At 59.0% G+C, this 25881-nt stretch carries 19 protein-coding genes; 5 read left to right on the forward strand and 14 right to left on the reverse strand.

Annotation, left to right across the window (positions count from 1 at the left end; translation table 11 throughout):
* The first annotated feature begins 66 nt into the window (after positions 1-66).
* The 4 genes from pncB to ACL2XM_RS13885 all read left to right on the forward strand — a co-directional run bounded on the left by pncB (position 67) and on the right by ACL2XM_RS13885 (position 5727).
* On the forward strand, positions 67-1272 hold the full coding sequence (gene pncB, locus ACL2XM_RS13870; protein WP_413728730.1) for a nicotinate phosphoribosyltransferase: 1206 nt from the start codon (positions 67-69) through the stop codon (positions 1270-1272).
* A gap of 211 nt (positions 1273-1483) precedes the next feature.
* The gene (asnS, locus tag ACL2XM_RS13875) at positions 1484-2884 is read left to right on the forward strand and encodes an asparagine--tRNA ligase (RefSeq protein WP_410015886.1); all 1401 of its coding nucleotides are present in this window, start codon (positions 1484-1486) and stop codon (positions 2882-2884) included.
* Positions 2885-3184: 300 nt separating this feature from the next.
* Positions 3185-4300 (forward strand): porin OmpF, encoded by a 1116-nt coding sequence (gene ompF / locus ACL2XM_RS13880; RefSeq protein ID WP_413722395.1) that lies wholly within the window; start codon positions 3185-3187, stop codon positions 4298-4300.
* 236 nt (positions 4301-4536) lie between these two features.
* A complete protein-coding gene (locus ACL2XM_RS13885; protein WP_413728732.1) occupies positions 4537-5727 on the forward strand; it encodes an amino acid aminotransferase in 1191 nt (396 codons plus the stop codon).
* Positions 5728-5956: 229 nt separating this feature from the next.
* Here the strand turns inward: ACL2XM_RS13885 and ACL2XM_RS13890 are convergent, their stop codons facing one another.
* From ACL2XM_RS13890 to cmoM, 7 genes are all read right to left on the reverse strand, one after another.
* On the reverse strand, positions 5957-6586 hold the full coding sequence (locus ACL2XM_RS13890; protein WP_413728813.1) for an MBL fold metallo-hydrolase: 630 nt from the start codon (positions 6584-6586) through the stop codon (positions 5957-5959).
* A 61-nt stretch (positions 6587-6647) separates the two neighbouring features.
* Positions 6648-7196, reverse strand: coding sequence for a DUF882 domain-containing protein (locus tag ACL2XM_RS13895; protein WP_413731104.1), 549 nt, complete (start codon positions 7194-7196; stop codon positions 6648-6650).
* 182 nt (positions 7197-7378) lie between these two features.
* Positions 7379-9175 carry a L,D-transpeptidase gene (ldtD, locus tag ACL2XM_RS13900; protein WP_413728733.1) on the reverse strand — a complete coding sequence of 599 codons (1797 nt, stop codon included), beginning with the start codon at positions 9173-9175 and terminating at the stop codon, positions 7379-7381.
* 421 nt (positions 9176-9596) lie between these two features.
* Complete coding sequence (gene mukB, locus ACL2XM_RS13905) at positions 9597-14051, reverse strand: chromosome partition protein MukB (protein ID WP_413731105.1); 4455 nt, start codon at positions 14049-14051, stop codon at positions 9597-9599.
* Positions 14048-14779 carry a chromosome partition protein MukE gene (mukE, locus tag ACL2XM_RS13910; RefSeq protein ID WP_410015893.1) on the reverse strand — a complete coding sequence of 244 codons (732 nt, stop codon included), beginning with the start codon at positions 14777-14779 and terminating at the stop codon, positions 14048-14050. Before mukE ends, mukB begins: the two co-directional genes overlap by 4 nt.
* Positions 14760-16082, reverse strand: coding sequence for a chromosome partition protein MukF (gene mukF / locus ACL2XM_RS13915; RefSeq protein WP_413722390.1), 1323 nt, complete (start codon positions 16080-16082; stop codon positions 14760-14762). Before mukF ends, mukE begins: the two co-directional genes overlap by 20 nt.
* On the reverse strand, positions 16079-16864 hold the full coding sequence (cmoM, locus tag ACL2XM_RS13920) for a tRNA uridine 5-oxyacetic acid(34) methyltransferase CmoM (protein WP_410015895.1): 786 nt from the start codon (positions 16862-16864) through the stop codon (positions 16079-16081). The genes mukF and cmoM overlap by 4 nt, the downstream gene beginning before the upstream one ends.
* A 153-nt stretch (positions 16865-17017) precedes the next feature.
* On the opposite strand from cmoM, the gene elyC reads away from it, so the two are divergent.
* The gene (gene elyC / locus ACL2XM_RS13925) at positions 17018-17797 is read left to right on the forward strand and encodes an envelope biogenesis factor ElyC (protein ID WP_413731108.1); all 780 of its coding nucleotides are present in this window, start codon (positions 17018-17020) and stop codon (positions 17795-17797) included.
* Between the two features lie 65 nt (positions 17798-17862).
* Here the strand turns inward: elyC and ACL2XM_RS13930 are convergent, their stop codons facing one another.
* The 7 genes from ACL2XM_RS13930 to ihfB all read right to left on the reverse strand — a co-directional run bounded on the left by ACL2XM_RS13930 (position 17863) and on the right by ihfB (position 25824).
* On the reverse strand, positions 17863-18756 hold the full coding sequence (locus ACL2XM_RS13930; RefSeq protein ID WP_410015897.1) for a YcbJ family phosphotransferase: 894 nt from the start codon (positions 18754-18756) through the stop codon (positions 17863-17865).
* Positions 18757-18865: 109 nt separating this feature from the next.
* On the reverse strand, positions 18866-19621 hold the full coding sequence (gene kdsB, locus ACL2XM_RS13935) for a 3-deoxy-manno-octulosonate cytidylyltransferase (RefSeq protein WP_410015898.1): 756 nt from the start codon (positions 19619-19621) through the stop codon (positions 18866-18868).
* The gene (locus ACL2XM_RS13940; protein WP_162365646.1) at positions 19618-19800 is read right to left on the reverse strand and encodes a Trm112 family protein; all 183 of its coding nucleotides are present in this window, start codon (positions 19798-19800) and stop codon (positions 19618-19620) included. The genes kdsB and ACL2XM_RS13940 overlap by 4 nt, the downstream gene beginning before the upstream one ends.
* 388 nt (positions 19801-20188) lie before the next feature.
* Positions 20189-21184: a tetraacyldisaccharide 4'-kinase gene (gene lpxK / locus ACL2XM_RS13945; RefSeq protein WP_413728738.1), complete on the reverse strand. Its 996-nt coding sequence runs from the start codon at positions 21182-21184 to the stop codon at positions 20189-20191.
* A complete protein-coding gene (gene msbA / locus ACL2XM_RS13950) occupies positions 21177-22928 on the reverse strand; it encodes a lipid A ABC transporter ATP-binding protein/permease MsbA (RefSeq protein WP_410015900.1) in 1752 nt (583 codons plus the stop codon). Before msbA ends, lpxK begins: the two co-directional genes overlap by 8 nt.
* A gap of 37 nt (positions 22929-22965) precedes the next feature.
* Entirely contained in the window at positions 22966-25239 is a 2274-nt protein-coding gene (locus ACL2XM_RS13955; RefSeq protein WP_413733224.1) for a ComEC family protein, read from the reverse strand.
* A gap of 297 nt (positions 25240-25536) precedes the next feature.
* The gene (gene ihfB / locus ACL2XM_RS13960) at positions 25537-25824 is read right to left on the reverse strand and encodes an integration host factor subunit beta (protein ID WP_331120830.1); all 288 of its coding nucleotides are present in this window, start codon (positions 25822-25824) and stop codon (positions 25537-25539) included.
* Positions 25825-25881: the final 57 nt, after the last annotated feature.

The following is a 25881-nucleotide window of genomic DNA, read 5'->3' on the forward strand; positions in this document are numbered from 1 at the left end:
CACTTCAGTCGATTTGCCATTTATCCGACTGTATTTATGTGTCGCAAGAGGATGCTGTAGCGCGCCATGACTTTAGCCATTGAGCCGATTTTAACGTCGATACTTGACACTGATGCCTACAAGTTGCATATGCAGCAGGCGGTTTATCATCGTTACCATGATGTTACGGGTACCGCCGAGTTCCGCTGCCGCGGCGACGATATGCTGGGCGAATACGCCGCCGAAATCGGCGCGCAAATCGAGCTGATGCGTAACCTGGCGCTGAGCGACGAGGAATTCGCCTTTCTCTCGGCGCTGCCTTTTTTCCACCAGGATTATCTGGCGTGGCTGCGCGCGTTCCGGTTCGACCCGCGCCAGGTGCGGGTGCGCGATCATAACGGCAAGCTCGATATCCGCATTACCGGCCCGTGGCGTGAGGTGATCCTGTGGGAAGTGCCATTGCTGGCGGTCATCAGCGAAGTGGTCCATCGCCGGCGCACGCCTTTCGATGTGCGCGACATGGCGCTGACGCAGCTGCGGCAAAAACTGCAGCATTTCCGCGACCGCAGCCGCGATATCGATATCTCCCGTTTCAAACTGATGGATTTCGGCACCCGCAGGCGGTTTTCGCGCCAGGTCCAATACGATGTGGTCCGCGAACTGCAGCGGGACTTCCCTTATCTCATCGGCACCAGCAACTACGATCTGGCCCGGCGGCTGTCGTTAACGCCGGTGGGCACCCAGGCCCATGAATGGTTTCAGGCCCACCAGCAGATAAGTCCGGTACTGGCCAATAGCCAGCGCGCCGCGCTTCAGGCCTGGTTGGACGAATATCCCGATCAGTTGGGCATCGCCCTGACCGATTGCATTACCATGGATGCGTTCCTGCGTGATTTCGGCGCCGGCTTTGCCACGCGCTACCAGGGATTGCGCCATGATTCCGGCGACCCGGTGGAATGGGGAGAGAAGGCGATTGCCCATTACCAGAAGCTGGGGATCGACCCGCTGACCAAGACCCTGGTCTTTTCCGACAGCCTTGACTTCGACAAGGCGCTGGCGCTGTATCGCCACTTCTGGCAGCGGATTAACCTGGTGTTCGGTATCGGCACCCGGCTAACGTGCGATATCCCGGCGGTTAAGCCGCTGAATATCGTGATAAAGCTTGTGGAGTGCAACGGCAAACCGGTGGCGAAACTGTCCGACAGCCCCGGTAAAAGCATGTGCCAGGATAAAGAGTTCGTCCGCGCGCTGCGCAAGGCCTTTGATTTACCGCTGGTGAAAAAAGCCAGCTGATGCTTGCCCTACCCCGCGCCGGCTCCTCTTCCGGCGCGCGCATCGCGCCTCATTGTTCCCCTTACCCGGCGATTGTTTGCGCCCGCAGGCAAAATCTGTCATTAAATGATGATTTTCGCTTGTGTCCTTCTGCCCGCCAAGTAACATATTACAGCTTTCGCCGCGGCGATAATGTTTAATCCCCCATCACAATGAGTTAAGAGAGTCATTTATGAGCGTAGTGCCTGTAGTCGATGTACTGCAAGGGCGCATACCTGCTGACAGTGAAGTCACTGTATATGGTTGGGTGCGTACCCGGAGAGATTCTAAAGCCGGTATCTCCTTTCTCGCCGTCTATGACGGTTCCTGCTTTGATCCTTTACAGGCCGTCATAAATAATACTCTGCCGAATTACAAGTCGGACATCCTGCGCCTGACCACCGGCTGTTCGGTGGCGATCACCGGCCGGGTGACCGAATCGCTGGGCGGCGGCCAGCGCTTCGAGATCCAGGCGGACAAAGTGGACGTGCTGGGCTGGGTGGACGATCCCGACACGTATCCGATGGCGGCGAAACGGCACAGCGTGGAATATCTGCGCGAGGTGGCGCACCTGCGCCCGCGCACGAATATGATCGGCGCCGTCGCCCGGGTGCGCCATACCCTGGCGCAGGCCATCCACCGCTTTATGGATGAGCGCGGCTTCTTCTGGGTCTCCACGCCGCTTATCACCGCATCCGACGCCGAGGGCGCCGGTGAGATGTTCCGCGTCTCCACGCTGGATTTTGAAAACCTGCCGCGCACCGCCCAGGGCAAGGTTAACTTTGATGAAGACTTTTTCGGCAAGGAAGCGTTCCTGACCGTCTCCGGCCAGCTGAATGCGGAAACCTATGCCTGCGCGCTATCCAAGGTCTATACCTTCGGCCCGACGTTCCGCGCCGAGAACTCCAATACCACCCGCCATCTGGCCGAGTTCTGGATGATGGAGCCGGAAGTCGCTTTCGCCAATCTGGATGATATCGCCGGCCTGGCGGAAGCGCTGCTGAAATATGTCTTCCAGGCGGTGCTCACCGAGCGCGCCGACGATATGAAATTTTTTGCCGAACGCGTGGATAAGGACGCCATTACCCGCCTGGAACATTTTGTGGCATCCGATTTTGCCCAGGTTGATTATACCGAGGCGGTGGAGATTTTAATCGCCTCCGGCCAGCCCTTCGAAAACCCGGTCTCCTGGGGCGTCGATTTGTCCTCCGAGCATGAACGCTACCTGGCGGAGAAACATTTTAAAGCGCCGGTGGTGGTAAAAAATTACCCCAAAGACATCAAGGCGTTTTATATGCGTCAGAACGACGACGGCAAAACGGTGGCCGCCATGGATGTGCTGGCGCCGGGAATCGGCGAAATCATCGGCGGTTCACAGCGTGAAGAACGTCTGGACCGGCTTGACGATCGTTTGGCGGAAATGGGGCTGAATAAAGAAGATTATTGGTGGTACCGCGATCTGCGTCGTTACGGCACCGTGCCGCATTCGGGTTTCGGACTCGGGTTTGAACGTTTGATCGTTTATGTCACAGGAATGCAAAATATTCGTGACGTAATCCCATTCCCACGCAGCCCGCGCAATGCGAACTTCTAATTTTCTTCTTAAAATATAAGAAAAACATATATATAACTTCTGGAGGCCAGCGATGCTGGCCTTTATCTTTTCAAAGTTTGAGTTCTCTCACAAAGTTCCGTGAAATTTACATCTTGTAACACACGGTTTCCCGCTGAAACATCATTGCGACCTTTGTAGCATTTTCCATGTGGATTAACAGGTCCACGAATGGAACACTGCGTGCAGACACAGGAAGACACCAAACTCTCAATAATGTTTCATCTAGAAATGTTAGCGGCAGTGGCAGGTGTCCGAATAACACCAATGAGGGTAGTAATAATGATGAAGCGCAATCTTCTTGCAGTGGTAATTCCGGCCTTGTTGGCTGCTGGCGCGGCTAATGCGGCCGAAGTTTATAATAAAGACGGTAACAAACTGGATTTGTACGGTAAAGCTGTCGGCCTGCATTACTTCTCTAATTCCAACGACAATAGCTTTGCGGGCGACGGCGATCAGACCTATGCGCGTCTCGGCTTTAAAGGCGAAACCCAGATTAACGACCAACTGACCGGTTACGGCCAGTGGGAATACCAGTTTAACGCCAACCACACTGAAGGCGGCTCCGACGCGCAAGACGGCAATAAAACCCGTCTGGGCTTTGCCGGCTTGAAATTCGGTGACTACGGTTCATTCGATTACGGCCGTAACTACGGCGTAGTGTACGACGCCCTGGGCTGGACCGATATGCTGCCGGAGTTCGGCGGTGATACCGCCTACTCCGATAACTTCTTTGTTGGCCGTACCACCGGCGTTGCCACTTACCGCAACACCAATTTCTTCGGCCTGGCCGACGGCCTGGATTTTGCCTTGCAGTACCAGGGCAAAAACGACCGTACCGGCTCTGATTTCGGCCGCGCTAACGGCGACGGCTACGGCGGTTCCGTATCATACGTTTCTCCTATCGGCTTGGGCATCGTAGGCGCTTATGCTTCCTCCGATCGTACCGAAACGCAGAACGCCTCGCCGATTGGCCAGGGCGACCGTGCCGAACAATGGGCAACGTCGGTTAAATATGACGCTAACAATATTTACCTGGCTGCCACCTACGGCGAAACCCGTAACGCAACCCGTATCACCGCGCCGGTTACCACTGGCGGCGTGACTACCGGTGTTGATGGCTTTGCCAATAAAACCCAGGACATCCTGCTGGTTGCCCAGTATCAGTTTGACTTCGGTCTGCGTCCGTCCATCGCTTACGGCCAGTCCAAAGCGAAAGATGTTGAAGGCATCGGCGACACTGATATCCTGAAATACTACGAAGTTGGCGCTACCTACTACTTCAACAAAAACATGTCCACCTATGTTGACTACATCATCAATAAAGTTGATGACAACAACAAGCTGGGCATGGGTACCGACGACACCGTGGCACTGGGCCTGGTTTACCAGTTCTAAGCCGACACGGACGTCCTTGCAGCGCATCATAACTGCAGGTCAAGATAAAGAAGCGGGGTAGCTGCCCCGCTTTTTTTTTGCCTTTTTCCCCCAATGCCGTCCCTTTGCCCTTTTCCGGTAAATTCCCTTGCGCCGTCACAGCGTTTTTTTCCCCAGCCTGTTGGCAAAGCACGTTTCTGGCGGTAACCTGATAACACTCTACGCTCACCTTTAGTTACCTTCTGGAACCCTTCATAATGTTTGAAACTATCCCCCTGGCCGCCGCCGATCCTATCCTTGGTTTGCTGGACGTTTTCCGTGCCGACGATCGGCCCAATAAAATCAACCTGGGCATCGGCGTGTACAAAGATGAAACCGGCCAGACACCGGTGCTCACCAGCGTCAAAAAAGCCGAACAATTGCTGCTGGAAAACGAAGTCACCAAAAATTATCTCGGTATCGACGGCTTGCCGGCGTTCGCCCGCTGTACCCAAACGCTGCTGTTCGGCACCGGCAGCGCGATTATCAGCGCCAACCGCGCCCGCACGGCGCAAACGCCCGGCGGCACCGGCGGGCTTCGCGTCGCCGCGGATTTCCTGGCCAGCAACACCACGACCCGGCGCGTCTGGATCAGCACACCCACCTGGCCGAACCATAAAAATATCTTCGCCGCCGCCGGTATTGAAACCGCCGACTACGATTATTACGACGCCGTCAGCCACCAGCTTAACTTCGCCGGCATGCTGGCAAGCCTTGAGCAGGCCCAGGCCGGCGACGTCGTGTTATTCCACGGCTGCTGCCATAACCCCACCGGTATCGACCCGACAGAGGCGCAATGGCGTACCCTGGCCGAGCTGTCGCGGAGCAAAGGCTGGCTGCCGTTATTTGATTTCGCCTATCAGGGGTTTGCCCATGGGCTGGAAGAAGATGCGCAGGGCCTGCGTATCTTTGCCGAGAACCATGCGGAAATGATTATCGCCAGTTCGTATTCCAAAAATTTCGGTCTGTATAATGAACGCGTTGGCGCCTGCACCCTGGTCGGCGCCGATGCCGACACCGCCGACAAGATCTTCAGCCAGCTAAAATCCTGTATTCGCGCCAATTATTCCAATCCGCCGGCCCACGGCGCCGCGATTGTCGCCACCATTCTAGGCAACGAGGCGCTGAAGGCGCTGTGGGAGCAGGAACTGACCGAAATGCGCCAGCGTATACGGCGCATGCGCCAGCTGTTCGTCAATACCCTGCGGGAGAAAGGCGCGCAGCAGGATTTCGAGTTTATCAATGCGCAAAACGGCATGTTCTCGTTCAGCGGCCTGACCAAAGATCAGGTATTGCGGCTGCGCAGCGAGTTCGGCGTGTATGCGGTGAACTCCGGCCGGGTGAATGTGGCGGGCATGACCACCGGGAATATGGCGCAATTGTGCGAAGCCATCGTGGCGGTGCTTTAACGGCGTGCAATCGTATAACGTGCGCGTTTACGGGCATCGGCAAGGTTTGCCGGCGGGGTGATGTCTGTTGACCGGGCGCGGTTTTGGCGGCGGGGGTGGCGGATGTCGCGTCGCCTGGACGCCGGATTGTCCCGGTGGCAGCGAAAGCACCGGCCTCCTGCTCATTGATTAAGAATAAGCAGGAGGCGGGTCCGTCAACAGTCTGAACCGCCTTAACCGGCGGTTTTTTTTATCGCAGGAAAGGATTGGTCAGGCGTTCATGGCCAAGGGTGGACATAGGTCCATGGCCGGGCAGAAAATCGATATCGTCGCCCAGGGGCAGGAGTTTGGTGCGAATAGAATTGATTAAATCCTGATGATTGCCGCGCGGAAAATCGCTGCGGCCAACCCCGCCGTAAAACAGCACATCGCCCATCAGGATAAAATGCGCGGCGGCGTTATAAAATACGATATGTCCGGGAGTGTGGCCCGGGCAGTGCAGGATGGCGAAACGCTCTTCGCCGACCAGGACCTCGTCGCCCTCTTCCAGCCAGCGATCCGGCGTCAGGGGCCGGCAGTCATCCAGGCCGAACATGCGGCTTTGCTCCGGCAGCCCCGCCAGTAAAAAAAGATCTTCGCGCTGCGGGCCAACAATGGGTACGCCATAATGGGCCGCAAGCTCGGCGGCGGCGCCGACATGGTCCAGATGGCCATGGGTCAGCAGAATTTGTTTTATCGCAACCGGTTTTTCCGCCACCGCCGCGATAAGCCTGGCCGCGTCGCCGCCGGGATCGACCAGCGCCGCTTCGCCGGTTTTGTCACACCATATCAGCGAACAATTCTGGCTGAAGGCGGTAACCGGGACAATATGGTATTTCATCATACTTCATTACTCTCTGTTTTCGCCTGCCGCCGCTACCCGGGGCCCGGCGATAACAGGCTCACCAGGCTCTAACCGGACCGGTATCGATATGGACGAAGTTACTGCTGGGATAATAGCCTACCCCGCCCATGCGCATTTTCATTGCCGCCTTGCGGATGTTGCTCAGCTGCACGCCCTGGATATGGAAATCCATCGCTTTACCCAGCGTATGGTAGCTGTGCTTGGCCACCCCGGAACTGTGCGCGCGCAGTTCGTTGTTGGTGTCCACCGAACGGTAACCTGAAATCAATTGTACCGGTTTGTTGGTATCGAGCATCATTTGCAGGCGGTAGATATGATCAAACAAGCGCGGATCGATACTCGTCACTTTATTGGCGCGGTAATCACGGAAAAAATGATTAAGGCGCGACAATTCCGAGGCATTATACCCTTTACCGTTAAAGAATTCGGTTTTTAATGTTTCTCCGGTGTTCAGGTTATTCAGCGAGAGAATACGGGGCCTGGGCGTAGAAAGCATGGCAAAGGAGGTACTGGGCAGCAAGGCGGCACCCATTGCGGCACAGCTTAACGTCAAGAGTTTGCGGCGGTGATGATTTATATGATCCATGAGCGAAATAACCAATCGGCATAAGGAAACGAACGTATTGCACATAAGCGCACCGTCGGGAACCATAACCGCAGTTATTGGTGCAGTCAACCAACGCTTTGTCAAGGTTTGCAAAGGTTCACAGAATAGGCGGCCGGCGCGTTATCGCTCCGGCCGTAAATAATTCTCATTCGTTCAGCAGGTTATTGCAGCAGCCGCTGCGCATTGGCCAGGCTTTTGGCCCCTACTTTTATCGCGGAATCATAATTGTAAATATCTGTACGAAATTGTGGTTTGCCGTCATCAGCCACCCAGGCGGTAAGATAAAACAGATTCACTGGAATTTGGTGGCGTATCGGCACATAGGTGGTATTGCCTTCCTTGAGCGTGGCGCTGACCCGCGTATCGCCCCAGCCGGCGTCCTGCAGCAGCATATTGGCCAGGTCGGACGCCTTGTTGACCCGCACGCAGCCCGAGCTGAGCGCGCGCATATCGCTAAGGAACAGATTATGGTTGGGCGTATCGTGCAGATAGATGGCGTCCGAACTGGGCATATTAAACTTATACCGCCCCAGCGCGTTGTTGGCGCCCGGATTCTGGCGCAGCCGGAACGGGAAATGGGCAGGGGAAATCATGCCCCAGTCCAGGGTGCCGGGATCGATGGCCTCGGCGTCGCTGCTCCAGCCCGACAGAACGGTAAAACCGTTGCGCTGCAGGTAACCGGGATCGCGCATCGCCTTGGGGACGATATCCTGCCGCACCAGCGAGGTGGGGACATTCCAGGGCGGGTTCAGCACCACGCTGCTGAGCGCGCTGCGCATCAGCGGGGTTTTGCGGCTTGGCCGGCCGACAATCACCCGCGATGAAAGCACCTGGGCGCCCTGCTGATAATACACCAGCGAAAAATTGGGGATATTAACCTGGATACCGGTATTGATACGGTTATTCAACAGCCGCAGGCGCTGTATGTTCAATGCCAGCAGCGTCACCCGCGTTTGCGGCGACACGTTCAGCCAATCCCGTGTCTGGCGGCCGATAACGCCGTCGGCCGTCAGCCCTTGCCAGCTCTGGAAGCGTTTTACCGCCTCCACCAGATCGGGAGTATAGGCCTTATCCTGCGGGTCGACCGTCGCCACCACGGCCGGATCGGACGTCGAAGCGGACGGCGCCAGGGAATCGGCCGCCGGGCTGACCACCACCGACTGCTGCCCATCCGTCACCGGAGGGGTGGTGCGCACATCCGCCGGCATATTATCGGCGGTGGGCAGCGGGGTGGCCGACGCCGGCAATATCATGCCGCTACGGTGCAGGATTTCGCGCAGCGCCGGGATATCATCGCTTAGCTGCCCGGGGCGCAGGCTTTCATTGCCATTGAGCTGGGGCCAGGGATGATTATCCGTCAGCATGGTTTTCAACGCTTGGTGCATCTTGGGATATTGCGGGTGCTGCGGCGCCAGGCCGGCTATAAAGCGCGTGATGCCGCCGTCTTTAATCGCGTGCTGCCAGTGCTCGACCGCCAGTACCGGCGGCGGCGCCAGGCGATACGGCTTGTTGTTGTAAAGCCAGACCTCGCCGTTTTGCTCCACCCCGGTGACAAATTGCAGGTAGCCGAGCATGGCGTCGGACAAGATGACGTCGCGCGCCATAGGACTGATATCGGGATTGGTCAGCCATTGCGCCCAGGAGATAAATTGCGGCTGGACGCCGGATAGCGCCAGTTCGGCCAGTTGCTGCTGGAATTGCTGGATGGCATCGCGATCCTGCCACATGGGCTGGTTATGCCGGGCGGCATAAAGCGCGTTAAGCTCAGCGGAATAATAGGGCTTGACGCCGGCGGGCAGCACCGCCGCCAATGCGGACGGACTGTGGCCCAACGTCTTGGTATCCGGCATGATGGGGGCGGTGGCCACCTGAGCGCGGACGGCCAGCGGGATCAGGCTTGATGCCAGCAGGCAAGCGAGAAGCCCACGTCGCCATAACACATAATTGGTGAGTAACATCCCATGTCCCCTGTATGCAGAATTGTTAATTATTATCGTCTTATTATTTACACTCAACTTTACCTTAGTATATAAGCAGAAAGCCAACTCTGCGCTGTCTGTATGCGGCTTAATGTGTAATCGTTTCTCCGGTGCGCCTGTTTACCCCGGCGCGGCATAAAAAACCGCGCTAAACCCGGCATGGTCACGGGAGGGCATGCCGTTGGGGTCGAATCGGGCGTGCTTTTCCCGCCCGACCGGGCGGCCCATGGCAGGCCAGGCCCGCTAACGCTGAACTTAAAGCAGGCGTGTTACAGGGAGAGCGTGCCAATGGGGTCGAATCGGGCGTGCTTTTCCCGCCCGACCGAGCGCCCCATGGCACGGTAGGCCCGCTAACGCTGAACTTAAAGCAGGCGTGTTACAGGGAGAGCTGGCCAGCACCTCAGGAGGTTTCCTGCGCCGCAACGACCGCCGGCACCGGCGGAATATCCCCGCCAAACCCACGCAAGCCCACCACATGCACATGTTCCTGATTATTGAATACCTTACGTACCAGTTTATACGTGGTGCCTTTTTCCGGGCTGATATTTTCCGGCGCGGCGATAATCAGCTGCATCTGCAACCGGTCGCACAGCTCAAACAGCGTGGCGATGGATTTGGCGTCAAGACGCGCCGCCTCATCAAGGAATAACAGGCGGCAGGGGGAAATATCCTTACCGCGCAGGCGGCTGGACTCTTCTTCCCAACTCTGCACCACCATCACCAGGATCGACATACCGGTACCGATGGCCTCGCCGGTGGACAGCGCCCCGCTCTCCGCGCGCAGCCAGCCGTCGGCGCCGCGGTTGACCTCCACTTCCATTTCCAGATAGTTGCGGTAGTCCAGCAATTCCTCGCCGATGGTCTGCGGCGTGCGCTGTCCCATATCGATATGCGGATTCAAACGCTGATACAACTTCGCCAGCGCCTCGGAGAAAGTCAGCCGGTTGCTGCTGAACAAATCCTGATGCTGCTCCTGCTGCTCGCTCAGCACATCAAGCAGCGTGGCGTGGGCTTCGCGCACGTTCACATTCAGCCGCACGCTCTTCACCTGGCCGAAGCTGACCGCCTGCAATCCCTGGTTGAGCATGCGGATGCGGTTCTGCTCGCGCTGGATGGTTTTGCGAATAATGTTCGATACGCTCTTGGAACTGATGGCCAGTTTCTGTTCGCGGGCCGTCAATTCCTCGGTCAACCGGCTCAGTTCAATTTCCATTTGTTCAATGGCGTCGACCGGATCGTCGGTACGGATGATATCCTGGCGGATACGTTCGCGCAGATGCTGGTAAACCGCGATAAAAAACTGGATTTTCCGCTCCGGCCGTTTGGGATCTTCCGACAGCCGCAGCACATCGCGCAGATGCTCGTTATCCGCCACCGCCAGGCGCAGGGCGCCCAACGCCTTGTCGGACATGGAGCGCAGTTCTTCCGCCTCCAGGTAGGCCAGTTCGCGCCGGTGCAGCCGGCGTTCGACGCCGTTATCCCGCACCAGGCGCATAACCGCGCACCAACCGGCCTTGGCGGTCACCACCTGCTCGCGCATCTGATGATAATCGCGCTCCAGCTTGGTCAGTTTTTTGCGCAGGGCGTCCATCTCCGTTTCACAGAAGGTCAGCTGTTTCTCCAACTGGTTGCGCCGGCTGCGGTTCTGGCTCAGGGCGGCGTGCAATTGATCGCGGCGCTCCTTGGCGCGGGCTTCGGCGCTGGCATCGGCCTGTACGCCGATATCCTGCAGTTCCTGCGTCAGCTCGGCAAACATATCCCGTTTGGCGTCGTAGGCGCTTTTCAGCGAGGCCAGCACCTGGTTTAGCTGGGTCAACTGCGCCTGATGCTGGCGCAAGGCGTCGCGCGCCCGGCTGCGCTCGGCCTCCGCCTGCTCCAGGCGCTGGCGCAGCTTGTCGTTCAGATCCGAGTTTTCCGTCAGCATGCCGGCGGAATCGGAATAGCTGAAATGGGCGCGGCGCTGCACCACCTCGGTCAGGGCGAACGCCTGCTGCTTAGCCTGGCGCTGCGCCTGCTGCGCCTGCTGGTAATCCGCCTGCAGCTGCTCGTGCTGCTCGGGGTCGCTTTGCAATACCGCAAGCAGCGGCTCCAGCTGATCCAGCGCATCGCGGTGGCGCTGCAAATAACGCACCGCGTCCTGGGCGTCTTCCCACTCTTCGCGCACGGTGTCGAGACGATCGGCCAGCGTCTCGTCGCCCAGCAGGCTGATGCGCGGGATCAGTCGGTTCAACAGGCCAAGCCCCTCGCGCGCCTGTTCATATTGCTGGCGCTGCTGCTGGTTCTGGCCCTCATGATCGCTGAGCAGGCGTTCCAGCTCGCCGCGCCGGCCACCCAGGCGGCGGATCTCGGCCTCGGGATCGTCTTCAAACGCCACCGCCAGATGGGTGCCGACAAAACGACCGAACGCCTGGTGCAAACGCTGGATTTTCTGCACGTCAAACGACAGGGTGGCGTACCGTTCCGCCAGCGCGTCGCGCTCTTCGTTAAGGATTTCCAGGCGTTTCTCGCGCGCCGCCCGGCCGAACAGCGGCACCGCCGGAAAACGGGAATACCGCCACTGGCGATCGGCCACCTTCACCAGGACCGCCCTTTCCAGCTCCTCGATACCGAATACGCTATCGTCGAACGACTGCGGGTCACCCTCGATCAGGTAGAGATCGTCGGGACATTCGTCCAGGCCGTCAAGCTGATCGCGGATGCGCGACAGGTCGGGAACCACGATAGCGTGGCGCGAGGGTCCATACAGCGCGGAGAAATAAGGCGCGTCGTCAAAGGTGACATCATCATAGATTTCCGATAACAGCACGCCGCCAAAACGCTCCGCCAGGGTGGCCAGACGCGGATCCTCGCCGCCCCCCGGATGGCTTAGCCGCTCGATCTGATCTTCAAGCTCGCGTTTGCGCCCCGCCACCTCGTCGCGCTCCACGGTGGTTTCGCGCTCGCGTTCCAGCAGTTGCTGCATATATTCGGTGACGTGCGAGCCGTTCTCAAGCTGCTCGCCGCTCTGTTCCTCAAGCGCGGTCAACGCATCCTGCGCCGCCAGCCATGCCGGCGCGCGTTGCGTCAGCAGTTGCAGTCGCTGCAGGATCTGATCGAGCTCCTGGCGTAATGCCATACGCCGCTCCCCCGCCTCGGATACGCTGAGCGACAGGGTTTCCACCCGCGCTTCCAGCTCCTGCTGCGCCGCGTCCAGCTCGTCCGGCTGGTAATCGGCGCCGATACGTTTACCGAATTCCGTCAGCAGGCGCTGGGCTTCCTGCTGCTCACGCAGACGCTGCTCCAGTTCATCAAGCTGGCTGCGCAACGGCTGCAGCCGCTCGGCCTGATGCGTGAGCGACGCCGCATCGCGCAGCAGCTCGCGGGCGGTTTGCCAGGCTTCGCTCCTCGCCACCTGCCCGGCGATTTGCGTCACCAGTTTAAAGGCATGTTCGAACTGGCCGTGCGCCGCCTGGGCCACGCTCAGTTTTTGTTCCAGCCCGAGCAGAACGTCGGTGGCTTCCTGCTCCCGCGCCTGGAAGACGTCAAGCTCCCGCTCGGCGTCCACGGCGCTAAGTCCGGGCAGGCCGCAAAGTTCGCGGGCGCGGTCCAGCGCCTGCAACGCCTGTTGATACTGGATGGCGCGCGTTTGCTGCACGTCCAGCGCCTGCTGGTAATCCGCCAGCTGGCTTTTCAGCTCATCGACTTCCAGTTCGGCGGCCTCAGCGCGCGCCTCATGGTCCTGATGCAGGTCCTGGGCCTCGGCCACCACCTCGTTTTGCTCTTCCAGCCGGAAGGTCAGCTCGTCGATATCATCACGATAGCGGCTGATTTTATCCTGCTGGCGCATGGCGGTCTGCACCAGGTTTAAATGGTCGCTGGCCGCCTGGTAGTCGGTTTCCAGATCCGATTCGCTGCCGGTGGTTTCTTCCAGTTCGCGCGCCATGTCCACATGGCGGTATTGTTCCACTGCCAGCGATTTGCGGCTGCCGAGCAGATCGCGCCGCAGGCTCAGCGCCTGGTCAAGATGGATGCGCCGCTCGTTGGCATGACGCATGTAGTCGGCCGCCACGTAGGATGTGGCTTCCGAAATCAGGTGCTTAAACAGGTCGCGATCGGACTGGGTAACGCGTATCGCTTCAAGCGTCATGCGGTTTTCGCGCAGCGCCGCTTCCATATCCTGGAACGCTTTGCGCACCCCGCCGTTCTCCGGCAACAGATAGTCGCGCAGCGAGCGGGTGATGGCGCTGGAGATACCGCCGTACAGCGAGGCTTCAATCAGGCGGTAATATTTGCTGCGATCGGCGGCCGAGCGCAGACGGCGCGGAATAACGCCTAAATCAAACATTTGGGCGTGATAGTCGGTAATGGAATTGAACACCTTGAACTGTACGCCTTCGGTTTCCTCCACCCGCTCCTTGAGTTCCTGCAGGCTCAAGACCCGCGCCTGGCGATCCCCTACCGCCTGGGTCAGGATTTCCGTAGGCATAACCGCGACCGGCAGCCCCTGGATCATAAAGGGTTTGATATCGACTTTGCGATCGCGCCCGGCGATTTGCTGCAACCGTACGCCCACCAGCACCCGCTGATGGCGGGAGTTGATCACATCCAGCGCGGCGTAGCAGACGCCGGCGCGCAGCTTGCCGTGCAGCCCCTTGTCGCGGGAACCGCTGGTGGCGCCGGCTTCGGTGGTATTACGGAAATGGAGCAGCGTCAGGTCCGGGATCAGGGCGGTGATAAAAGCCGCCATGGTGGTGGACTTGCCCGCGCCGTTGCCGCCGGACAGGGTGGTCACCAACCCGTCCAAATCAAAGGTACGGGCGAAAAAACCGTTCCAGTTAACCAATGTCAGTGAGCGAAATTTACCACGTTCAATCATGCCAGTTCATCCTCGGCGCTTTCCGACGATCCGTCATTAAGATTGCCATTGTCGTCGTCCTGCTCGTCATTTAGCGATAAGGCCTGTTCAATGGGCATCGCCTCCCCGTCGCGGATCATGCGCAGCTGCGCCTCGCGCGCGTCATCGCCGCTGCGTACATCGGCGCCGAAGCGAAACACCGACTCGGTAATGCGAAATTTCGAGGCGTCGTTGCCCATAAACCACACCATGCCCAGACGGCGCAGGCGGTTAAGCGACGTGCGCACCTTTTCCTGCAGCTTCTGCCGGTCGAGATCGGAGCCGGTGGAACGCTGGTTAACAAGCTTAAGCAGTTTGTTTTCGTCCGCCAGACCAAGCAGTTCGTCGTAAAGCTCCTGCTGGGTAAAAATCCCTTCATGGGCCAGGCGCTCGGGGCTGAGATAGAGATAACACAGGATTTTACCCACCATCATATCCAGCTCGGACAGAACCGAGCGCGGAATCAGCGTGGTGGACCGCGGGCGCAGGTAAAAAAAGCCTTCCGGCGCGCGCACCAGTTCCACATTGTAGCGGCGGTAAAAGCTCTCGAGCTCCTCCTGGAAATCCATCAGGAACGCGTGGTTGTCCAACTCCTCGACGCCGATATGGCGGCCGGAGCGCAACAGACTGTCGAGAGCCGGAAACAGGGGATTCGACAGGGCTTTTGCCAGCTTGACCGGCATGGTTTCTTCAATACTTATCGATGACATGGGCCTGTACCTTAGCACCGTAATCGTTGATTGCCTGCCACTGCGGCGGTAATCCGGAAAAGTCTGATCCGGCGACACCCAGACGTACTGCCTGATCAACTAAAATACGCGCGACGTCGAAATGGCGCGCGCGCGGGAAACGGGCCAGGTAATCACGCATAACCTGGCCGAGATCCAGCGGCAGATGCTGCTGCGGGTACTGCGCCAGCGCCTGGTCGATCATGGCGGTCAGCTGCTCGCGGATCTCGTTGAATTCTTCATATTCCATGTCCGGCGGCAATTCGCCGGTCACCTCTTCGCTGCGCAGCGCCAGTTCCTCGTCGCGCATGTCCAGCAGACGGTCGGCGTTGGCGTAGGTCAGCGCCCAGGGATGGTCGAAATAGTTCTGTACCGACTGGCGCAGCCGCTGGGCGAAGACCCGGTTTTTATCCATATCGATGGCGGTGCGGATAAAACGGTGCACGTGGCGATCGTAGCCGATCCACAGATCTATCGCCTGCTGTCCCCAACTGGTAATCCGGTCCAGCTTGTTTTGCAGATCAAAGACCAGCTTGTCGAGAAAGGCCAGATGCTGATGGCCGAGGATCGAGTCCTGGATGCGCAGCAGGTTGGCCTGTAGCTTATCCCCCGCCGCCTCAAGGGTATCCTGGAGTTCCCGCAGGGTACCGGAGGTTTCCGACAGCAGCTGCTCGCAGCTGGCGATGGCGGCGCGCCAGTCCTGGTTGAGCAGCGCCGCGATGTCGTCCTTCACCGACTGCTGCTGTTCGTCCATGATGCGCTGGGTCATGTCGATGCTGTCGAAAATTTCCGCCACCGAATACTTCAGCGGGGCAAATACGTTGCGGTGCCAGTGGAACTCATCGCCGTCCTCTTCCGCCGCCTCGGCCGCCCGCTGCAATTCCTGGGCGACAATGGAGAGCTGCACCGATAACCGCAGCGTGGAAAATTCACGCTGGCGAATATAGTAGTCGCTGATGCCGATACCCAGCGGCGTGAGGCGATAGATGGCGTTGCCGTCCGCCAGCTCGCTGACAAAGCGGTTGAGCAGGCGTTGGCGCACCAGATCGTTGATGGCGTTGTTGGCGCGCACCGCCACCGTTTCGTTGGTCTGCGCAAACCCCTGGCTGACGTGACGAAAGGCGTCCACCAGATCGACTTCGCTCATTTCACCGTCCATGCGTTCGCTGTTAAGCGTAGCGATGGCCAGCACAAACGCCAGCCGCTCGATGGGCAGCGAGAGCGAGAAGTCATTTTTCCGGGCCCAGGCGACCAGTTCCGGTACAGTCTGGGAAAATTCACTCATAATTCATCCTTCAGGGAGGGTTTATGCGCCATGACGTGGATGTAGCGCCCCATGCTGATAAAGGGTTCCTGCCGGCAATACCGTTGTTCCATCGCCAATAAGGCCGGAAAATCATCCTGTTGCTGCTGCTTGTTTTGCAGATAGTCATGAAACACCCGCACACCGCTTTTGCCGCTGAGCGTCATGCCCATGGCGGTCAGCCAGCCGAACACCTGTTCAGGATCGCAGGGATGGTCCGGCATCAGGGAGCGTTTTTTTCGTTTCGGCATCCCGGCGGCGACAAATTCAATATTGCCCAGGATCATATTACGCATGACCAGACCGTGCTTATTGTAAAACATTAATGACAGAGCGCCACCTGGCGCCAGGCAATCATACAGCCCTTGCAATAACGCGCGCGGCTCGCTTACCCATTCCAATACCGCATGCAACAATATCAGATCGGCCGGCCTTTCCAAATGGGGCGCGATATCCTGCGCGGCGCTTTGCACAAATTGCATGTGATCCATCACAGACCGCTCCTGCGCCGCTTGCCGCGCCCGCTCAATCATGCCGGACGACAGATCGCACAGCAGCACCCGGTGCCCCAGGGCCGCCAGCTGGCAGGCCATACGGCCCTCGCCGCCGCCGGCATCGAGGATATACAGCGGGCGGGCGGGCAGCCGCGTCAGCAATCCTTCTAAATCCTGCCAGACCACCGCCTGGCGGATATGCCCTTTGGTGGTGCCGTAAATATTGCGCGCAAATTTTTCAGCAATATCGTCAAAATTGCGGTCCTGCATAATCAATGCTCCGGGCACGACGGACGGGAAAGGCGTTTTTACCATAAACCCGCCGTGAATTGACTATTTTGTCACAGGCTGACTTAGAATGAATCTTTATGGCGCCGGATTGCGCCTGGTTGACTACATTTCATCCAATTGGAGCGTTTTCCGATGCTTTTTGACCTTAAAAAAATCGTCGGCGGGTTATTGTTGCCGCTGCCGCTGCTGATTTTGCTCATGGGCGCCGGGCTATTACTGCTGTGGTTCACGCGCTGGCAGCGGACCGGTAAGGGTCTGGTGACCCTGGGCTGGTCGGTTTTATTGCTGCTGAGCCTGCAACCGGTGGCCGATAGCCTGCTGGCGCCGCTGGAGGCGGCATACCCCACCTATCACGGGCGCCAGCCGGGTATCGCCTACGTGGTGGTGCTGGGCGGCGGCTACACCTTTAATCCCTTATGGGCGCCCAGTTCCAACCTGATTAACAACAGCCTGCCGCGGGTGGCCGAAGGAATTCGTCTTTATCATGACCATCCCGGCGCCAAAATGGTATTTACCGGCGCGGCGGCGCCGGGCAATCCCGTCAGCAGCGCCGAAACGGCGGCAAGGGTGGCGCAAAGCCTTGGGGTGCCGGCGGGAGATATTATCGTGCTGGAGGCGCCGCGCGACACCCGCCAGGAAGCGGCAAGCGTAGCCGCCCTGGTGGGCAAGGCGCCGTTTTTGCTGGTCACGTCTGCCAACCATATGCCACGCGCCATGGGGTTTTTCCGGGCCCGGGGGCTGACCCCCATCCCTGCCCCGGCCAACCAGTTGGCGATCGACAGTCCGTTAAACCCGTGGGAAAAGGTGCTGCCGTCGCCCCTATGGCTGGGGCATGCCGACCGCGCCTGGTATGAAACCCTGGGACGCGCCTGGCAAAAAATAACCGGCGACAGCGACGCGCCGGCATCCTGATTGATGCCGCCGTACCGGGGCGATAGCGCCGCGCAAGGCGGGCGCTATCGCCGGCGCACGTCCGTTTAATCAAGCCAGGGGACGAGTTCGCGACCGGCCAGGTCGAATACCGCGCGGTCGAGCAACCCGGTGTGGATATAGCGCGCCGCCGCTTCCCAGATACCGTATAGCCAGCGCCGGTAGAGGAACGCCTCCGACACCGGCGCCTTGCTCAGGTAATGGTAGAGCAGCTCGTTCGCCATGCCGTCCTCGCACAGGCGGAACAAATCGTACTCGCGCGGCGCCCACAGCATGGTGCCGGGATTGAGCATGGCGAGCAGTTGATCGGTGCGCTGGTCCTTGAGCATGCTGCGCAGCGTGAGGTTGCCGTGCACCAGCACGCTGTTTTCCTGATAATCGGCAAACAGTTTTTCACGGCTCTGGCGGGTGCGGAACAACAGGTTGCGGTCTTCATAGGTCAGCAGCGGCGCGGAGACTTTCAGCAGCGTCGACCAAATCACTTCGATGCGTTGCGCATACCAGTTGGGCCAGGTATTTTCCTGCGTGCTGTCCACCGTGCCGACGTAGCCATGGCTGTCGATACGGTGCCAGGCCAGCATGCTTTCGACAATCTGATCTTTCAGCAGCTCCCAGCGCTGCGGCGTACGGGTTGGGGCTTCCGCCGAGACCCCGCGCAGACGTTCCATCAGCAGCAGTTCCTTATACGGCGCCTGCTGGGTTACCACCAGCCCGTAGACCGTGGGCAACCGCACTTCGCCCTCGCGGGCCAGCATGGAAAGCTTGTACGCCTCCTGCTGTGCGATGCCTTGGCAGATATAGCTTTTTGCCAGCAATGAAAGCGGATGTCCTTCCTTATCATACATAGCATAAAGATGCGCATAAGGTTGTTCGCTGATCCGCTCCAGACGGCTCAGGGATTCCCCCAATACTGCGCTTAACTCAGCTTTCAACTGTTCCATGACAGACTCAACCTTTATATAATGGACAAACGTGTGAATAACAAACACGGGCCATCATGCTGGCTTCACCGGCAAACTTCTTCGTTTCAGATCAAGATTTAGCGGAATATCAGCGGTTATGGCGCATCAGTTCGCGCACGCGCAGCAGCTCTTCCGGCGTATCGACGCCGATGCCCGGCACCTCTTTCGCCACCGCGACATGGATCTTTTCGCCATACCACAGTACCCGCAGTTGCTCGAGCATCTCAATCTGCTCCAGCTGGCTCGGTTGCCAGCCCACATAACGGCGGATAAAACCGGCGCGATAGCCATAGATGCCGATATGGCGCAAAAAGGTGTCGCCGATGGTCGCCCGGGAAACAGTGAAGCGTTCACGTTCCCAGGGAATGGCGGCGCGGGAAAAATACAGCGCGAAACCCTGGGCATCCATCACCACTTTGACCGCGTTCGGATTAAAGGCTTCCTCGGCGGTGGTGATGGGCACCGCAAGCGTGGCCATGCCCGCCTGGCAATGGGCCAGATTATCAGCCACCTGGCGGATAATGACCGGCGGGATGAGCGGCTCGTCGCCTTGCACATTGACGACGATCTGGTCATCGGGAAATTGATAGCGGTCGATCACTTCCGCCAGGCGTTCGGTACCGGAGTGATGATCGGGGCGGGTCATGCAAACCTCGCCGCCCGCCTGGCGGACGGCATCCACCACGCCGGCGTGATCGGTCGCCACGATAACCCGGTCCGCGCCGGATTCCTGCGCGCGCTCCATGACATGCACCACCATCGGCTTGCCGTTAATATCCGCCAGGGGTTTGCCCGGCAGGCGGCTGGAGGCGAACCGCGCGGGAATGATAGCCACGAAACTCATTGATTTGTCTCGTCCAATGTCAGGGCGCGGGCCTCGCTCTCCAATAACACCGGTATACCGTCCCGGACCGGATAGGCCAGGGCATCCGATTTACAGATGAGTTCCTGTTTTTCTTTATTAAAATACAGCTTGCCGTTACATACCGGGCACGCCACGATTTCCAATAAACGGTGATCCATGTTTCCTCCAGCATACACACCCTGCGATGCGTCGATGGCCCAGAGAATAGCATAATGCGGCGGCGGGCGGGAATGGTTACGGCGATTAGCTGTAATTGACGTCACAACGATTGACGCAGGCTATTAACATTTTTGCAAAATAGGGTTGATCCAGGCACAGGAACGGCGTAATATTTTTTGTGAGCTACATCACACTTTAGACATTTAAGAGACAAACCTGCCATGAAAAAATTAAATAAAATAATTGCTTTGTTTGCTAATTTTAGCCGCTAAGCAAAAAATAACATCGCTCTCTCGGCCCGATCATCCCTGATGACCGGGCCGATTGTTTTTTCGCCGCCAAAAAAACGCCCCCTTATCAGCCCGCCCGGTTCCGGCGTGATTGACGCTAGCGCTTTTGCCGCGAGGCGATAATCGCCCGCTCAATAGGCGCCAGCAGCGCCTGCGCGTCCCGCTCCGGCAACTGGGCGCTTACCGGCAGATACCACCAGTTGGCCTGGGCGAAAGCGCGGCATTTCACCGCGTCTTTTTCCGTCATCAACAGCGTCTGGTGCGGCAAGGCCAGCGGCGCCAATTGCTCCAGGCGATAAGCCTGATGATCGCCGAAGGCAATTTCACCTTCGGTGACCACGCCAAGGGCGCGCAGGGTGGCGAAAAACCGCGGCGGATGCCCGATGCCCGCCATCGCCACGACCGAGCGCAGTTGCCCGGCAGGCCGGGTTTCACCGCTGGCCAAATTGACCGCGTCGCCCGGCACCAGGCGCATGGGAATCTCACCCGGCAACGCCTCGCCCCCGTTGACAATCACGGCGTCGACGCGTTTCAGCCGGCCGGCCCGCTCGCGCATGGGGCCCGCCGGCAGCCACCAGCCGTTGCCAAAACGCCTGACACCATCCACCACGACCCATTCGATGTCCCGCGCCAGCGCATAATGCTGCAGGCCGTCATCGGTGATAATCACATCCAGCGGCCGTCCGGCCAACAAGGCCGCCACCGCGTCCGCGCGCTTAGGCGCCACCGCCACCGCGGCGCCGGTGCGCTGGAAAATCAACACCGGCTCATCCCCCGCCTGTCGGCTGGTGGTATTGTCGTCCAGCAGCAGCGGGTAGCTGTCGGCCCGCCCGCCGTAGCCGCGGGATACCACGCCGACCCGCCAGCCGCGCCGCTGCAAATGCTCCACCAGCCACAACACCACGGGTGTTTTGCCGTTGCCGCCGGCGGTCAGGTTGCCCACCACCACCACCGGCACCGGGAAGCGGTAGGTTTTACGCCATCCCAGGCGATAGCCCAGCTTTATCAGCGCGCTGACCAGGCCGTATAGCCAGGATAACGGCAGCAGCAGCCAATACAGTTTCGACCCGCCGAACCAGATGCGATCAATCATTGCCGAACTGCATCCGGTGCAGTTGGGCATACGCGCCCTTCTGCGCCAGCAGGTCCTGATGCGAACCGCGCTCCACGATACGGCCGTTTTCCACCACCAGGATCTCATCGGCTTTTTCGATGGTCGACAGCCGATGGGCAATCACCAGCGAGGTGCGATTTTTTTGCAGCGCGTCCAGCGCCTTCTGGATGGCGCGCTCCGATTCGGTGTCCAGCGCCGAGGTGGCCTCGTCAAGGATCAGGATCGGGCAATCACGCAGCAACGCGCGGGCAATGGCGATGCGCTGCCGCTGTCCGCCGGACAGCAGCACGCCGTTTTCACCGATGACCGTATCCAGGCCCTTATCCATTTTGGCGATAAAATCCATGGCGTACGCCATGCGGGCCGCATTCTCGATTTCCTCGCGCGAAAACCGGTCCTTGCGGGCATAGGCAATATTATTGGCGATGGTATCGTTAAATAAATGCACATTTTGCGAGACCAGCGCCACCTGATCGCGCAGCGATGACAGCTTGTATTCCCGCAGGTCATGTCCGTCCAGCAACACCGCGCCCTCCTGGACATCGTAAAACCGCGTCAGGAGGTTGGCGATGGTGGATTTGCCGGATCCGGAACGCCCGACCAGCGCCACCGTTTTGCCCGCGGGGATGGTTAGGCTGATATGTTCAAGGGAGGGTGTTTCCTTGCCGGGGTAATAAAAAGTGACGTCGCGGAATTCAACATGGCCTTCGGCGCGCTCGATCTCCAGCGTACCCTCATCCTTCTCCTGCTCCATATCCAGGATGGCAAACAGGGTCTGGCAAGCGGCCATGCCCCGTTGGAACTGGGAATTAACGTTAGTGAGCGATTTCAGCGGGCGCATCAGTGCAATCATGGATGAGAACACCACGGTAATGGTGCCGGCGGTCAGGTTTTGCATCACGCTCGGGAAACTGGCGGCATACAGGACAAACGCCAGTGCCAGTGAGGCGATAAACTGGATCACCGGGTCGGAGACCGACGAGGCGGAAACCATTTTCATGCCCTGCTGGCGCATGCGGTTGCTGACATGGTTGAAACGTTCGTTCTCGACCTTTTGGCCGCCGAAAATCAATACTTCCTTATGGCCTTTCAGCATCTGCTCGGCGCTGGTGGTGACCTGCCCCATGGTGTTCTGCATATTTTTGCTGATATTGCGAAAGCGTTTCGACACCTGGCGGATGGCAATGGAAACAATGGGGGCGATAACCACCAGGATCAGCGACAGTTGCCAGCTGTAATAGAACATCATGATAAACAGGCCGATAATCGAGGCGGTTTCGCGGATAACGGTAATCAGCGCGCTGGATGACGAGGAGGCCACCTGTTCCGAATCATAGGTAATGCGCGACAGCAGGGTACCGGTGGATTGCTGATCGAAAAAGGACACGGGCATGCCCATCATATGGCTGAACAGCCGGCGGCGCATTTGCATCACGACTTTGCCGGATACCCAGGATACACAATAACTGGAAACAAAACCGGTTGAACCGCGCACCACCATCAGGCCGATAACGGCCAGCGGCATCCACACCAGGATGCTGTTGTCGCTTTTGCCGAACCCGTCGTCCAGCAACGGCTTGAGTAATGACAGCATCAGGGTATCGCTGGCGGCATTCAGTATCAGGGCGATGGCAGAGACTATCAGGCCCGCCTTAAAAGGGGAGATCATCGGCCATAGGCGACGGAACGTCTGCCAGGTGGAGAGATCTTTATCATTAAGCATGCATTTAACCAGCGCTGAGTCTAAATAGCCGACCATTCTACTCATTATCGGCGTGGACGCCAAACCACTGGTGATACCAACGTGGCATAATTTGCTCCCGATATCCTTTTATCACCCAATTATTGTCATAAAAATGAATACTGACCTGACCTGAGCGGGCGGTATCATGCCAGGCGATGCCTTCCTGCCGGTAACGCTCCCTGATGAGCGGCGCGGGCAGGCGCCAGGGATTAAAGCGCGCCGCCGACGCCAGCGCCGCCGCTGGACGCACCGCGCGTAAAAAGGCCCGGGTGGACGAGGTTTTGCTGCCGTGGTGGGGGATCTGGAGAATATCGGCGCGCAGCCGGCCGCGGGCGGTCATGAGCAAGGCCCGCTCGGCCGGCGCCTCGATATCGCCGGTTAACAGCACGCTGAACGCGCCGTCCTCTATTTTGATCACGCAGGAATCATCATTGCCGGCTTTTTTAACCTGCGCCGGCGGCCACAGGACGCTGAACGTCAGTCCCTGCCATTGCCAGCGCTGTCCCACGACGCAGGGAAGATGGCCATTGCCGCGGTAAGAGCTGGCGACCGGCACCCCCGGGAACGCCCGTTTGAGGGTGCCGAGCCCGCCGATATGATCCTGATGGCTGTGGCTGAGGTAAATACCTTCCGGCGACAGACCGCGCCAGGCCAGATAAGGCAGGATTTCCGCTTTGCCGATATCGCCGCCGCGCCAGCCGGCGCCGGTATCATATATCAGCGCTTTACCATGGCGCTCCACCACCACCGCCAGCCCGTGGCCGACGTCCAGCATATCCAACCGCCAGCGAGGCCGATCCGCCCTGTCGCGCGGTGCCAGCAGCAGCGCGCCGAGCACCAGCATATTGAGTCGATAGGTGCGCCACCAGCCGAAACGCCAGATAATCACCGCCAGCCAGCCGCCGATGCTCCACAGGATGCCGGTTTCCGGCAAATCCCGCCACCCACGCTGTAGCGGCGCCAGCGGCATAAAGACCAGCGTCAGCGATTGGTCGGCCAGATACCACAGCAGACGGCTCAGCGGCGGCAGCATGCCCAGGCAGATTGCCGCCAGGATCAGGGGCGTGGTGATAAACGACACCAGCGGCACCGCCCACAGGTTGGCAGGCAGCGACAGCGGATTAACGCCGTGGAATAATCCCCATTGCAGCGGCAGCAGCAACAGGGTCATGCCGGCCTGCAAATGTATCCAGCGCAGCCAGGCCCAGCGCAGCCCGGACTGGAAACGCGCCGGCAGCGGCGCCCACTGAAACCAGAAAATCAGCGCCGCCACCGCCAGGCATGACAGCCACAGGCTGCTTGACAGCACGCTAAGCGGGTCGGTAACCACTATCAGCGCCACGCACCACAGCCAAACCTGCCAGGCCCCGCAGCACACGCCGCGCATACGCAGCAGGAGCCATAGCGTCAGCGCCAGCAGCGCGCGGATGGCCGGAAAATTCACGCCGGAAATCCATACATACCCCGCCGCGGCCAGCCAGCCGATCGCCAGCGGCATCACCGGGCCGACCCAGCGCCCGGGCAGGACAAACTGGCCGCCGCGCGCCAGCAGCCAGCCAAACAGGGCCGCCAGTGAAATATGCAGGCCGGATATGGCCATCAGATGTGCGGTGCCGGTTTGCTGTAACAGCAGGCGTAGATCCTCCGGCATGCCCCGGCTTTCGCCAAACCCCAGCGCCAGTAAAATGGACGGCCAGCGCAGATCGGCGAACCGGGCGGCGGCGTTGTCGATAAGCCTTTGCCGCAAGCCGCAGCGGGCGTCTTCCACTTTGGCTTTGACGACCCGGCCCACCAGCGGTTGATGATTGGCGACGGCCCAGCGCTGGCTGTCAAAACCGCCCTGATTGAGCCGGCTATGCTGGGGGCGCAGCTTCAGCATCATTTTCCACTGCTGCCCGGCGCACCAGCGCTCCGGCAGCGACGCCCAGCTGATGGCGGCATGGACCGGAGGAAACACCCGTTTGCCCCCGGCCTGGGTTATTTTAATCACCGCGCCCGCGCGCGGGTTATGCCCATGATGGATACTGACGATATGGGCGCGCACGATAGCCCTGGATTGGGATAATAGCGCCGTCTGCTCCAGTAATTGTATGGCGCAAAAACCGCTCCAGGCGAACGCGGCCAGAAATACCGCCGCTAAACGGCACCCTGGAGCGGGAAATAAGAGCAAGGCCCAGGCGGCCAGCGCAACGCCATGCAGCGCGGTGGGGGCCGGCAATACGGGTAAAAAGCCCAAGGGCACTATGCCGGCTATGGCGCAAAACGCCATATGGTTAACGGATAACGGCATCAGTAATAGGGTCCGGCAATCATCGGCGTGCCATCCTGGCGACATGACAGTGACGCCGAGTATTGTCCATGCCATCGGTCGCCGCCATCAGGGGTATGTGATAAGGCGATGCCGCTTCAGGACAATAAGATAGCCTTAACAGCCGGGCGCGCCAGGCTGCGCGCAAGCGCGCATTTGCCCTGGCGCAACCGGCGGCGCTTTTTTCACCGCCGCTGACGTCCAGGCATAAAAAAAGACACCCGAAGGTGTCTTGTTTGCGGCTGGCTTACAACGCCGGTGGGTCAACGCCCGCAGGCATTATGAGCCATAAATATTGGCGCGGTCGCGCAGCTCTTTGCCGGGCTTGAAATGGGGGACATATTTGCCTTCCAGTTCAACCTTATCCCCGGTTTTAGGGTTGCGTCCGACACGCGGTGCACGGTAGTGAAGTGAAAAACTGCCGAAACCACGGATTTCAATGCGCTCACCGCCGGCGAGGGTGGTCGCCATATGTTCGAGCATCTCTTTCACAGCATCCTCGACGATTTTTGCCGGGATATGAGCGTGCTGTCCAGCAAGTCTTTCAATAAGTTCAGACTTGGTCATAGTTCCTCCAAGTGCGCATTCCAGCGGATAAAGCAGGAACACGACCCAACTTAGCTA

The organism is Sodalis sp. RH20, assembly GCF_047324205.1.
Lineage (GTDB): Bacteria > Pseudomonadota > Gammaproteobacteria > Enterobacterales > Enterobacteriaceae > Acerihabitans.